10 protein-coding genes are annotated in these 13,535 nt (G+C 60.4%); 9 read left to right on the forward strand and 1 reads right to left on the reverse strand.

What is annotated here, in order from left to right; genetic code table 11:
• The first annotated feature begins 10 nt into the window (after positions 1-10).
• The 8 genes from I2I05_RS19925 (at position 11) to I2I05_RS19960 (ending at position 9,875) form a co-directional block, all read left to right on the forward strand.
• Complete coding sequence (locus I2I05_RS19925; RefSeq protein WP_196284021.1) at positions 11-1,225, forward strand: DUF1972 domain-containing protein; 1,215 nt, start codon at positions 11-13, stop codon at positions 1,223-1,225.
• A 29-nt stretch (positions 1,226-1,254) separates the two neighbouring features.
• Positions 1,255-1,842, forward strand: a complete 588-nt coding sequence (locus tag I2I05_RS19930; RefSeq protein WP_196284022.1) for a hypothetical protein — start codon at positions 1,255-1,257, stop codon at positions 1,840-1,842.
• A 448-nt stretch (positions 1,843-2,290) separates the two neighbouring features.
• Positions 2,291-2,914 (forward strand): hypothetical protein, encoded by a 624-nt coding sequence (locus I2I05_RS19935; RefSeq protein WP_196284023.1) that lies wholly within the window; start codon positions 2,291-2,293, stop codon positions 2,912-2,914.
• A gap of 42 nt (positions 2,915-2,956) precedes the next feature.
• Positions 2,957-4,315: a sigma-54-dependent transcriptional regulator gene (locus I2I05_RS19940; RefSeq protein ID WP_196284024.1), complete on the forward strand. Its 1,359-nt coding sequence runs from the start codon at positions 2,957-2,959 to the stop codon at positions 4,313-4,315.
• 59 nt (positions 4,316-4,374) lie between these two features.
• Positions 4,375-7,155, forward strand: coding sequence for a PAS domain S-box protein (locus tag I2I05_RS19945; RefSeq protein ID WP_196284025.1), 2,781 nt, complete (start codon positions 4,375-4,377; stop codon positions 7,153-7,155).
• A gap of 66 nt (positions 7,156-7,221) precedes the next feature.
• Positions 7,222-7,530 (forward strand): hypothetical protein, encoded by a 309-nt coding sequence (locus I2I05_RS19950; protein WP_196284026.1) that lies wholly within the window; start codon positions 7,222-7,224, stop codon positions 7,528-7,530.
• Positions 7,531-7,617: 87 nt separating this feature from the next.
• Positions 7,618-8,661 (forward strand): T9SS type A sorting domain-containing protein, encoded by a 1,044-nt coding sequence (locus I2I05_RS19955; protein WP_196284027.1) that lies wholly within the window; start codon positions 7,618-7,620, stop codon positions 8,659-8,661.
• A gap of 347 nt (positions 8,662-9,008) precedes the next feature.
• The gene (locus I2I05_RS19960; protein WP_196284028.1) at positions 9,009-9,875 is read left to right on the forward strand and encodes a sensor histidine kinase; all 867 of its coding nucleotides are present in this window, start codon (positions 9,009-9,011) and stop codon (positions 9,873-9,875) included.
• Between the two features lies 1 nt (position 9,876).
• Here the strand turns inward: I2I05_RS19960 and I2I05_RS19965 are convergent, their stop codons facing one another.
• Positions 9,877-10,509, reverse strand: a complete 633-nt coding sequence (locus I2I05_RS19965) for a response regulator (protein ID WP_196284029.1) — start codon at positions 10,507-10,509, stop codon at positions 9,877-9,879.
• Positions 10,510-11,290: 781 nt separating this feature from the next.
• On the opposite strand from I2I05_RS19965, the gene I2I05_RS19970 reads away from it, so the two are divergent.
• On the forward strand, positions 11,291-13,535 hold a 2,245-nt coding region (locus tag I2I05_RS19970; RefSeq protein WP_196284030.1), incomplete at its 3' end, for a PAS domain-containing sensor histidine kinase.

The following is a 13,535-nucleotide window of genomic DNA, read 5'->3' on the forward strand; positions in this document are numbered from 1 at the left end:
CATTCCTTTCATGTCAACCAAAAAAGTAGCCATCATCGGCACCGTGGGGTTGCCCGCTTGCTACGGGGGGTTCGAGACCCTGGTGGCCCAGCTGGTGAAACACCTGCACCAGGAGCATGAGCTCACGGTGTATTGCAGCGGCAAGCGCTACCCCAAAGCCCAGCGCCAAAGCCACCACGCCGGGGCCCGGCTGGTGTATGTGCCGCTGGATGCCAACGGCGTGCAAAGCATTCTCTACGATTGCCTGTCCATTCTGCACGCGCTGTTCTACGCCGACGTGCTGCTGGTACTGGGGGTGCCCGGCGGCATTCTACTGCCCTTCGTGAAGGTGTTCACCCGCAAGCGCATTATCGTGTCCATCGACGGCATCGAATGGCGCCGCAGCAAGTGGAACCGCCTGGCCAAGTGGTACCTGCGCCTGGCCGAAAACCTGGCAGTGAAGTTTTCGCACGCCGACATTTCCGATAACGACGCCATTCAGAACTACACAGCCCGCACCTACAGCACGCGCAGCCGCGTCATCGAATACGGCGGCGACCACGTGGTGCGGCAGCCCATCACGCCGGCCCACAACGCGCGCTACCCTTTTCTGAGCAGCCCCTACGCTTTCAAGGTCTGCCGCATCGAGCCCGAAAACAACGTGGCCATGATACTGGAAGCTTTTGCCGAGCTGCCGCAGTACCCTTTCGTGCTGGTGGGCAACTGGGCCAACAGCGCGTTTGGCCAGCAGCTCAAGGCGCAGTACGGCGGCTTGCCTCACCTGCACCTGCTCGACCCGATTTACGACCAGGCCGAGCTCGACGTGCTGCGCGGCCACTGCCAGGTGTACATCCACGGCCATAGCGCTGGTGGCACCAACCCCTCGCTGGTCGAGGCCATGTACCTGGGCTTGTCCATCGTGGCGTTTGGCGTGTCGTTCAACCGGGCCACCACCGAGCACAAAGCCTGCTACTTCGCCACCCGGGAAGAGCTAAAAATGCTCCTCCAAGACAGTAGCCTGGCTACTTGGCAGGCTCTCGGCCGCCAGATGCAAACCATTGCCGAGCGGCGCTACAAGTGGGAAATCATCACTCGCAAGTACAGCGCCCTTTTCCACAACTCCAGCGGCGTGCAGCGCAAGGGCGGCCTGCGTTCCCAAATCAGCCTGCTCGGCTCGGACGACCTGCTGCAGCACGAACTGGGCCATTACGCTGCCCCAAACATGTTTTACGAAGAAGAGCTGTGAGCCCCAGCCGGCCATTTATCCCCGCTTCGATGTCCTCATCTTCCACACCTTATTTTCTCATCACTGATATGTACGAGCAAGTACTCCCCTCTCCGGCCGACCATGCGCAGCAATGGCTGGCGCTGCTGGCGTCCATTGCTATGGTCGAATCCGAATCCTTTCACCAGAAGCACGAGCAGTACCTGGCTCGGAACGGCTGCGGGTTCATGGCGTTTGTCTATCAGAAGGCAATCGTAGAAATACTGCTGAACGCGAATCTGGATGAGCGTTACGAACTGTGCGGGGTTTTCCGCCGCGTTATGAGCCAGGGCATCGACCGGCATTTTGGGGAGCTGGACCTGATAGACCACACGCTGCGCCAGGGCCTGGCCAACAACGCCCGGCAGTGGCTGGCCTTTCTGCATTCCATGTCCCTGGCCGATAAAACCTCCTTTCACAGTGTCCATCTGGGTTTTCTCAACACCTACGGTTGCGATTTTATGTCGCAGGTGTACTTCGACACCTTCGAGTACGCCCTCCGGCCGGGGGGGATGGTAGCGCCCGACAGAATCCTTAACGCCTTTAACCGAGCCCTAGAGCAAGCCTTGCTAAGTACTCCATCGACCCGGCCCGATTAGTCGGGTCGGGTCCAGGTTTGCAGTAAGGTGCTCGCCTTTTGGCCGGCCACTTCTGCCGCTAGTCTCTTCGGCCTGACCGGCTGCGAGAGCACTACCGCATTTACGGTAGGATTTTTTTAATCTGACGTTTGCCACAGGCAATAATTTTGTTTCGCAATTTATCCTCCCCTACACGGCAAAATATTGACTTCAATGGATATAAACAATTTAACATTTATTATATCCAACTGGCTCAATTAAAAGTTTTTAAGCGATACAAACTCACAAAATGGGGTTTTGAAGCGGGTGGTCATTTCAGAACACGCCGTTAAGCATCGGCATTGATATGAGAAAATGCATCAATGGCATATTGAGTTTTACAAACAAGTAAAATATAATTAAAAAAGGATTTAAGTCATTAAAACTATGCCTTAGGTTCTTTTAATCGCAAACAATTTCACTTTTTCTTATGGAAATTTCTTACTCAAATGCTTTTATAAATCGAACCCAGCATCCTTGGCACCTACTGTGCCTACTGGGCCTACTGGGCTGCCTGCTGGCAAGCCTGGAGGCACAGGCGCAGTCCATTACGTTGCAGGCCGCCCTAGGCAATATGTTGCCGCTGCAGGATTTTGGGTCGGTGCAAGTCAACCGCACTTCGAGCCAGCAGTCTTTTCTCGTGAGCGGGGCCAACCTGACCGGTGCCGTCACCCTGAACACGGCCGAGGGATTTGAAATCAGAACGGGGGGCAATTCCTTCAGCACCAATGCCATTGTTCTGAGCCCTACTGGCGGCAACCTTGGCTCTACTGCCATTGACGTCCGCTTTGCGCCCGTGCCGTCCGGCACTCGCCCTGACGGCTCCGGCACCTATGCCGACAATCTGTTGGCCTTGACGCCGAGCGGCACGGGCACGGTTTCGCAGTCGGTTGCGCTTGCGGGTACCGGCCAGGCCACGCCCACCAGCGCCTATGTGTATGTAGACCCGGCCAGCCTGGCGTTTGGCACGGTGTCGCAAACGCGCACACCCGTTGCCTGTTCCGGGATAATCAACTACTGCCCCCCGGCTGTGACAGCGTGCACCTTCCATTAATTAACTCCAGCCCTTTTCTGGCGGAATAGTCCTTAGACTGCAATGAAGCCGCAACCCCTTAAGAAATTCCGCATCGCCGTTATCGAAGATGATTTGTGGTACGGACAGCTGCTGCAGTACCACCTTTCGCAGAACCCTGATTACGAGGTGGCGCTGTACGCCTCAGGCAAGGAGTTTTTCAGCGGCGTGCGCGAGCGGCCGGATTTGGTGACCATCGATTTTTCGCTGCCCGACATCGCCGGCGACCAGCTGCTCAAGAAAGTCACGCAGCTCTACCCCGGCTTGCCGGTTATCGTAATCAGTGCTCAAAGCAAAATCGGTACCGTGGTGGAGCTGCTCAAGCTGGGGGCCACCGACTACCTCGTGAAAGACGAGCACACCCGGCAGTCGTTGTGGAACGCCGTGCGGGTGGTGCGCGAAAACGCTGCGCAGAACCAGCCGGCCGCCTCCACGCCGCTGGCCCTGGACGACCCGCACGGCTTCAGCACGCTGCTGAAAGGCAACAGCCCGGCCATTCGGCGCACCTTCGACATGATGGCCCGGGCCGCCCAAACCCCGGTCAACGTGTCCATCAACGGCGAAACCGGCACGGGCAAGGAGCTGGTGGCTAAAGGTATTCACCTACAATCGGAGCGCCGGAAGGGGCCGTTTGTTGCCGTGAACATGGCTGCCATCCCCAGCGAGCTGGTAGAAAGCGAATTATTTGGCCACGAAAAAGGGGCTTTTACGGGGGCCATCGGGCGCAAAATCGGCAAATTTGAGGAGGCCAACCAGGGCACCCTGTTTCTCGACGAGATTGGCGAGCTGCACCCGGTTATTCAGTCCAAGCTGCTACGCGTGCTGCAGGAGCGCGAAATGCAGCGCGTGGGCGGCAGCGACAAGATTAAGCTGAACGTGCGCCTGGTGACGGCCACGCACAAGAACCTAGCCGAGGAGGTGAGCAAGGGCACGTTTCGGGAAGACCTGTACTTCCGCATCATGGGCCTGCCCATTGTGCTGCCCCCTTTGCGCGAGCGCGGACCCGACATCGTGGTGCTGGCCCAGCATTTCCTGGCGGCCTTTTGCAAAGAGTACCAGAAGCGGCCGCTGCTGCTTTCGGCGGCGGCGCAGGCCAAATTGGTGGCCTACGACTACCCCGGCAACGTGCGCGAGCTGAAAACGGTGCTCGAGCTGGCGGCAGTGCTCAGCAACGGCCACGAAATCCGGCCCGCCGACCTCATGTTCACGCCCCCGGCCAGGGGCAAGGACTTTTTGTCAGACGAGAAAACACTGCGCGAATACACCCGCACCATTATCCGCTACCACCTCGACAAATACAGCAACAACGTGCCCCTTATAGCCGAGAAGCTTGGCATCGGGCGCTCGACGATTTATAAACTGGTGCAGGACGGCGACGTGTAATGGAAAATATTTACTGCAAAAAGAGCACCCCGGCCAACCCGTACGCGACCCCGGGGGCAATGGCCTCCCTCCCGGCCCAAACGCCGGACGTGCCTGGCGGAGCTTCCGCTGAGAACAACCCGGAATCCGACGCCCTCTGGGGGGCCCTGGCGCGCGAGCAGCGCTGGCGTGGCGTGATGGAAACCCTGGGCAATAACACCTGGGAATATAACCTGCAAACCAAGCAGCTGCGCCTGAGTACGAAGTACCAGCAGTTGCTGGGATACTACGGCGAGCTGATAGAGACGGAAATGGGACAGGCACCCCTTTACGCCAACATTGCCCCTGACGAACGCGCCGCCGCCAGCCAGAACATGGCCGCGTACCTGAGCGGCGAACGCCCCCTCTTTGAGGTGACGTACCGGCTTCCGGGCACCGACGGCACCGACGAATGGGTCCTATCGCGGGGAATGGTGACGCTGCACGACGACCAGGGCGCGCCCCTGCTGATAACCGGTACCCACACCGACATCACGGCCGTCACCAACGCCAACCTGGCGGCCGAAACCGCCAGCCTGCGCCTGGGCAGCACCATTGCCAGCCTGCAGCATGCCGTGCTGCTGGAGGATGAGCACCGGCGCGTTATTTTGGTGAACGACGCTTTCTGCCGCCTTTTTGGCCTGGCCGAGGGCCCGGTGGCGCTGGTGGGCACCAGCACTGACCAGCTGGCGGAACGGATAAAGGGCTGTTTCAACGAGGAGGCCACCTTCACGCTGAGCATCGGGGCCATGCAGGAGTCGATGCAGGCCATCAGCGGCGAGCCGCTCTTGTTGCGCGACGGCCGCACCCTGCTCCGCAACTTTACCCCCGTTCAGGTGCGCGGTATTGGGGCCGGCTTCCTCTGGAAGTACGAGGACATTACCCGGCGCGTGACCGAGAGTGAAGCGCTGAAGCGCCGGGAGCGCAAGTACCGCAGCATCCTCGAAAACCTGAACCTGGGCCTGATAGAGGTGGACCTGGCCGGCCAGGTCACCTTCGTGAACGACAGCTACTGCCAGCTCACGGGCTACACCCAGGCCGAGCTGCTGCACCACGACCTCGACCGCCTGCAGGTAAACGAGAGCTACCGCCAGTTGCTGGAACAAAAGACGAACTCGCGGGCCCGGGGCATTTCCGATACCTACGAGCTGCCCATCAAAAACAAGCACGGCGAGCTGCGCTGGCTGCTCGTCAGCGGCACCCCCGTCTATGACGACGAGCAGCAGTTCACCGGGTCCATCGGGGTGCACCTCGACATCACGCACCAGAAGCAGCTCGAAGCCAAGCTTCGCGATGCCAAAAAGCTCGCCGAAGAGTCCTCGCGAGCCAAGGAGATGTTTCTGGCCAACATGAGCCACGAAATCCGCACGCCCATGAACGCCATCCTGGGCATGAGCCAGCTGCTGGCGCGCACGGCGCTCTCGCCCCAGCAGAACAACTACCTGCACGCCATCGCCACATCGGCCGAAAACCTGCTCGTCATCATCAACGACATCCTCGACCTGTCGAAGATTGACGCCGGCAAGATGCTGATTGAGAAAATTGGCTTCAGCCTGCCTAAAATATGCGAGCAGGTGGAGAAAACCCTGCACTACAAGGCCGAGGACAAAGGCCTGAGCTTGGTGGTGGAGGTGGACCCCAACACCCCGGAGGTGCTGCTCGGCGACCCCCACCGCCTGGTGCAGGTGCTGCTGAACCTAGCCGGTAACTCCATCAAATTCACCGAAAAGGGCGAGGTCCATATCGGATGCGCCCTGGCGGGCATTGTCGGCACCGATGCCGTGGTCGAGTTTACCGTACGTGACACCGGCATCGGCATGGCGCCGGCGTACGTGAAGAAACTGTTTCAGACCTTCAGCCAGGAAAACGCCTCCATTTCCCGCCAGCACGGCGGCACGGGCCTGGGCCTGAACATTTCGATGAACCTGGTGTGCCTGATGGGTGGCGACCTGCAGGTGACCAGCGAGAAAGGCCAAGGCACGCACAGCCGCTTTTCGCTGGTACTACCCATCGGCACCGATAGCGACCTTCCCCGCAACGAGATGACCGTGAGCTCCAAGCTCATCCGCGAGAGCCTACACGGCAAGCGCGTGCTGCTGGTTGAGGACAATGCCTATAACCGAATGCTGGCCAAGTCGTTCCTGCGCCTCGCCCACATCGTGGTGACGGAAGCCGAGAACGGTGCAGCCGCCGTGGAGCTGGCCCGCACGCAGGAGTTCGACCTGATACTGATGGATTTGCTGATGCCCGTGATGAGCGGGTATGATGCGACCAACGTCATCCGCAACGACCTCAAGCTGCACGTGCCCATCATCGCCCTCACGGCCAACGCCCTGCGCGGCGACAATCAGAAATGCCTGGATGCAGGCATGAACGACTACCTCTCGAAGCCCTACAAGGAAAATGACCTGCTCAAAATCGTGCATGAGTGGGTGGTGACCCCCCGGCACCACAAGCTCGGCGGCGACAAGCTGTACCGAACCGACACCCTGAAGGAAGCCTCCAACAACGACCCCGTGTTTGTGGCCTTTATGCTGCGCACGTTCCTGCAAAGCGGCGAAAGCTGGCTGGCCACCCTGCATCAGGGCTTCCGCGAGGGCAACATGGAGGCCTTAAAGGAGGCTACCCACAAAATCAGGCCCAGCCTAATGCACCTGCACATCTACCAGGTGCTACGCCTCGTGACCCAGCTCGAAGCCTGGGAAGGAGCCTTTGACGGCCAGGAGCTCCAGCCCATCGTGGAGGTTATCGACACGCTGCTGCGGCAGACCATGAACCAGATGACGATGGATTTGGAACAGTACGGACCCCTGGCAGCCTAAACCCGGCGGCCCAACCGGGCACTGCCTGCCCGGGCACCTCGCCTTCACAAAATTCTTGTTATCCCGATGAAAAAATGCCTGCCCCTGCTACTGGCACTGGGGTGCGCGCCCCTTGCCATGCTGGCGCAGGCTCGCAGCTGGAACCCCGCCGGTGCTGACCTGGTCTACCCCCGTACGCTGCTCAAGGCCGCGGCCTTGCCCGGTGTGCGGGCTTCGCTGAATGCCCCCGACCGGCTCAGCATCTACCAGGGTCTGTGGAACGACGTGCAGGCCCCGCCGCCCACCGATAATACCTCGGTCGGCAGCAGGCGGGTACGGGCCACGCTGATGGCCCGTGCCCGCGGCCTTCTCGAAAGCATCAATACCAATGTGTAAGTCTTTGCCACGTATTCGGGCACCACGCCCTATACCGGGTGGCAATGGCGCTATAAAGTTCTGATAGACTACCTTGTAGCCTACAAGTTGCTGCGCGGGGCCGGCGAAACGCCCACGGACATGGCCGCCGGCGCGGCCCGCGTCCAAGAGTTTGCCGGGCACCTCTACCAACAGTCCGTTACGCCGCTGGGGCCCTACAGCTTCTACGCCAACATCAAATACAACCATACCCTGATAACCGCCGCCGCCCTGGGCCTAGCTGCCGTGGTGCTGAGCGAGGCCAGCAGCGCCGACGCTGCCCAGCAGCCCGCCACCTGGGCTGGCACGGGCTTCTATCACCTCGACAGCGTGCTAGGGCTCGACGCCCAGTGCCAGTCCGAATCGACCCAGGTGGGGGGCTACGCCGAGGGGCCCTACCACCTCAAATACGGGCTGTTGAATTGCCTGACGCTGTTCCGGGCCATGGGTGATTTTCTGCCCGATGGCCGCCTGCCCTACACGTATGGGGGCCAGCACGCGCAGCATCCGCAACCCGTATTGCGAACCAAAATACGCCCGGCATCCGAGTGGCTTACCGCCATCCGGATGCCGGAAGGTCGCTTTCCGGCCCTGGAAGACTCCTACGTGGACATGGACATGCCAGAGCTGGCCCTCACCGGCCGGGTGCAGTATGTGCAGCCCCTGTACTTAAGCAAGCTAACGGGTAAGGGCATGGCCCCGCTCACGGGGCAGCTGCGCGACAGTCCGGTGGACATGCGCGCCGCATGGCTGGCCGCCGAAGCACCCGCCACCTTGCGGCCGGCCTTTCCGCAGCCTGTCCGCCACCTACTGACCGTGACAACAACGGGGCCGGAGCAGGACGTGACCTTGCAGCTGTTCGACGGCCTGGGGCGCGAAGTGGCCCGCCAGCCCAGCCACCACCAACCCGCGCAGCTCGACGTGAGCCAACTCACGCCCGGCCTGTACTACCTGGTGGGTCATGATGCCAGTGGCCAGCCCCTACCCGGCCGCCAGAAAATAGTGTGGTGGCACCGTAAGAACCTCAGCGGCAAAGGGGCCGCTAGCCCGGGCTTGCTTTTTTTTTCCGAGGAATTGGTGAACAGCCGGGCCCGCACAGTAGTAGAATGCTAGCATTCAGCAGCAGCGCTTTGCCTGATTCTTAAGCTCATCACTACTGTCACTAAGGTTCGGATGTGAAGCCGACGATTAACTTGCCGAAGCATCGCTTTAGGTTATAACGAGTTTTTTAGTACTTTGGTCGTGCAAAAAAATGTTTTCACCGGCGATTATCAACATTTGCAACTGGTAATTCTTGCACAAACTCTCTATGGCTGCACTTGAACAATTGGCTATTTTGTTTCCGAAAGTCCCCGTCGCTAATGTTCAGCGCTTCGGCGCTTTACCGGGTCATCTCACGGGGAAGGCGCAAGCCGCAAGCGCGTTTGCCTGCTAGTGCCGGCGGGGCATTTGCCCCGTTTATGCTCCATTCCTTTTTGAGTTTGAGAGTTTGGTACGAGCTATTGACCGGCTGGCTCGGGGTGTTGGGGCCGTTCCTGCTCCTTGGCTATTTGGTGCACAGCCTCCGGGCGTGCCGGGCCCAGGGCTTAGCCGACCAGATTACCATCCGCGCCGACATCGCGGCCAACCTGCACGACGAGCTGGGGTCGCAGCTGATGCGCATTCACTTACAGGCCGAATCGCTGCTCCAGCCACCCGGCGGCCATGCTGGGCTGCCCGAGCTGTTGGGCTCCATTCAGGCCGCCACCTCGGCGCTGCGCGACGTGGCCTGGGGCCTCGACGCTAACGCCGACAACGTGAACGCCCTACAGGACCGCATGCGCGAACTGCTCGACCAGATGACTACGAGCTCCGCGCTGGACATCACCTTCACCACCGAAGGTTTGGATGGAACTGAAGCCATGCCGCCGCCCTTGCGGCAGGAAGTGTACCTAGTATTCAAAGAAGCCATTACCAACGCGATGCGGCACGCACCGAGTGCCAACAGCCTAGTGGTGCGCCTTCGGCGCGAGCAGGATTCTCTGCTGCTCGAAGTGCTCGACGATGGCGCGGCGATAGCGTCGGGCCGCCGCCACAGCATGGGCTTGCGCAACATGGCCAAGCGGGCGCGGGAGCTGGGCGGCAAACTGGTAACCGGGCCGCGAACCGATGGGGCCGGCTTTCAGGTGTGGCTGAGCGTGCCGCTGGTAGCGGAAGCAGTGCCTTCCTGGCTTTCCCGGTGGGCCAGGACACCCCGGGCGGGCAAGCGCGTGCTGGTGGTAGCGTTGGGGCGCAAGGTGCCGGGCCCGAGCCGGGCAAAGCCCTCGGGGGCGACGCTGCCCCCGTAAGTTAAATAATGCCCCGCAAGTGCTGGCTGAGCAGCTGTGTGCGGCTGTTGACCTGCATTTTGCGGTACACATGCTTCACGTGGGTACGGATGGTGAGGGTGGATAAGTCGAGCCGCAGAGAAATTTCCTTATCGCTCAGCCCATCCACGATGCCCTGCAGCACCTGCCGCTCGCGCGGGGTGAGCAAGTCGGAGTGCGTGGTAGGCGTGGGCCGGAAGTGCGCGAGCACCTTGCGGCCCACCGCGCGGCTCATGGGAGCCCCGCCGCGGGCCACCTCCAGCACGGCTTCTTTGAGCTGGGCTAGGGGCGTGAGCTTGGCCATGTAGCCCGTGGCCCCGCAGCACAGGGCCTGGTAAATGTGCTCCACGTCCTCGTAGGCCGTGAGCATGATGATTTCCATCTCGGGGTATTTCTCCTTCAGCAGCGGGAGCGCCTCGGTGCCGCTGATGCCGGGCAGGCCAATGTCGAGCAGCATCACCTGCGGGGGCATGGCGTCGGCCAGCTGTTCGAGGGCATCTTCGATGGAATCGGCCACCAGCACTTCCCGGATTTCGGGCTGCATCTTAAAGTAGTTTTCCAGCAGTCGGCTCACCACGGTGTCATCTTCTACAATAGCCAGCGATAGCGACACCATAATTGAAAGAGGTAATAAGGCCTGCGTGCGTGTGTGAGAACTTCCGGTAAGTTCGTCAGCCGGGCCTTACAGCTGCTGGCTGCGCCTCAGGAAGATAACCCTACTGCTTGCGGCAGCCTGAGCGAAGGCGATGCACCCGAATTACTATGGTAAAGGTAGGCGACAGATATCTTCGGAGTTCCAGTTCGCCTACCCTAAATGCGGGTCATGGACCGGGGGCCCGGGCGTGGGTGGGCAGTGCCAGGCCAAGGACAAACAGCCCACGCAAGCAACCGGCGCGGCCCCGGCGCAAATACAGCAAACTCGCGGTGCTGACAGAAGCGCAAACGCTGCCCAGCCTATGCCCCCCAAATAGGGTAGATTTTTTTTCCAACCAGGGCCAAACCCCCTTTTATATTTGCTTGCATTACAATAAGTGATTGCGAAAATAATTAGGGGAAAAATATCACCAGAAACCCTTTGCTTAGCTCGGTTAGCTTCGGCGGCAACTCGCTAAGCGGCCCTGCCGGCGGGGAAGCCCGGCTATCCCCGCCGAAGCAGGTATCTTCGGAGCGCTGCCCCCGCCGGTTTGCAAGCGCTACACCGTACCACGCTGGGCTCAACCTGCTTTCCCTTACCGGTGGGCATCGTCGCAACGGAAGCGCCCTGTCCGCTACCGGGTTTGGCACGACTGCAATGGCCTTGACTCTGCGCCAACTATTATTGACTGAGAGTTGGTTACGTATTTTTTAATTGAAACGAGATGGGCATCCGCGCCGACTTCCGCCTATTGGCGAACATTATGGACCACTCCCCGGCCATCATTTGCGCCATCGACTCGCGTGGGCACTTGCAGCAGGTGGGCGGTGCTTGCCGGCAAATGCTGGGCCGGGAAAAGGACCATCTGCTGGGCCAGGCCTTTGCCGACATCGTGCATCCCGACGACCGCACGGCCGCCCTGGACGCCTGCGGCCGCGCGCTAACGCAGGAGCAGCACGTGTGCTTCGAAAGCCGCTGCCTCGGCCCGGGCGGCGACGAGCTGGTGGTGGAGTGGTCGGCCTTCCGGCCACCGGCCGATGCCCTGCTGCTCTGCATTGGGCGCGACGTGACGGAGCAACGCCAGGCTACTCGCCGCGCACACGAGCAAGACGCGTTTTACCGGGCCGTGGCCGAGCACGGCTTCGATACGATGGCGCTGCTCAGTGCCGAGGGCGTGTACACCTACGTGGGCGGCTCTGTGCAAAAAGCCCTGGGCTACCGGCCCGAAGAAATGGTGGGGCACAGTCCCTTCGAGTTCATTCATCCCGATGACGTGGCCGCGGCGCAGGCCGCCTGGGCCGAGCTTGGCGCACAGCCCGTTTTTGCCGTGCCGGACTGCCGTTTCCGGGCCGCCAATGGCGAGTGGCGCTGGATGGAAACCACCATCAGCAACCAGTTGCTGGACCCGGCTATCCGGGCATTCACGCTGTGCTCGCGCGATGTGACCGACAAGAAAAACCGCGCCTTCGAGCTGGCGGCCAGCGACCAGCGCTTTCGGCTGCTGTTCGAGAACAACCAGAACCCGGCCATCTTTCAGGATGCCGACGGGCGGGTGCTGGAGGTGAACCCCGCTTACCTGGCCTTTCTGAAAATGACCAAAGAGCAGGTAATGCACCAGCCATTTACCGATTCTTTGCCGGCGGGCCTCGCCCCCTGTGCCGAAGAACTGTTTCGGGTAGCCTTGAGCGGCCAGCAGCTGACCTACGAACCTACGCTAATGCACGACGGGGTGGAGCGAACCATTGCCGTAACCAAGATACCGCTGGTGGTGGAGGGCCGGGTCGCCGGCGTGTACACTACGGCCAGAGACATCACGGAGATGGCCACCGCGCAGCGCCTCATCAAGCAGCAGGCTGCCCGGCTCCATATGGTGCTGGAAAGCGTTACCGACGCCTTTCTCTCGATGGACCGCGACTGGAACCTGACCTACCTCAACCGCGAAGGCGAACGGCTGCTGAACATCATCCAAGACGCGGCACTGGGGAAAAACATGTGGGAGCTATTTCCCGAAGAAGCTGGCGGCATCTACCGCCAGAAGTACCAGCAAGCCCTGGATACCGGCCAGATGGTACGGTTTGAAGCCTTTTTTGACCGCGAAAACCGTTGGCTCGAATTGAAGGTCTACCCCTTCGCCGAGGGCGTTTCCATCTTCTTCACCGACATCACCCAGCGGGTAGCTTCCGACAAGCAGCTGAAATTGCTGGCCCTGGTGGCCCAGGGCACGGTCAACAGTGTCATCATCACCGATGCGCAAGGGCGCACCGAGTGGGTGAACGAAGCCTTCACCAAGCACACCGGCTACACCGTGGCCGAGATGCTGGGCCAGAAGCCGGGCGCCGTGCTGCAAGGCCCCGAAACCGACCCGGCTGCCATCCAACGCTTTCAGGAGCGGCTGCCGCTGCAGAAGCCGTTTTCAGCCACCATTCTCAATTACAAGAAGTCTGGGCAGAAGCTGTGGTTTTCGATGGACATCACCCCCGTTTTCAACGATGTGGGCGAATTGACTCAGTATATTGCTATTCAGCAGAACATCAACTTTCGCAAGGAGATAGAGGCCAGCCAGGCCAAAATGACCCAGGATTTGTACCGGCACAACCGCGACTTGCAGCAGTTCACCTACGTGATTTCGCACAACCTGCGGGCCCCCTTGGCCAATGCCCTGGGGCTGGCCACCGTGCTCACGAAAGTGGATAAGAATACGGAGGCGTTTGGGACCGCCCTGACCCACCTGCGCCAGAGCATGGTGCAGGCCGACGATGTGCTCAAGGACTTGAACCTGGTACTTTCCATTCGCGACCAGAAGGACCTGCAGGCAGTGGAGCCCCTGGCCCTGAAAGAGGTTTGCGAGCAAGCCATTAATAATATGGATGAAGCCTTGCACCAATGCGGCGGACGGGTGGCGCTCGACTGCGAAGACCGCCTGATGACGCGGGGCAGCCGGGCTTATCTCTACAGTATTTTCTATAACCTGCTGTCCAATTCCATCAAGTACCGTTCCGAGGAACGCC

Origin of the sequence: Hymenobacter jeongseonensis, assembly GCF_015694725.1 — a bacterium.
Lineage (GTDB): Bacteria > Bacteroidota > Bacteroidia > Cytophagales > Hymenobacteraceae > Hymenobacter > Hymenobacter jeongseonensis.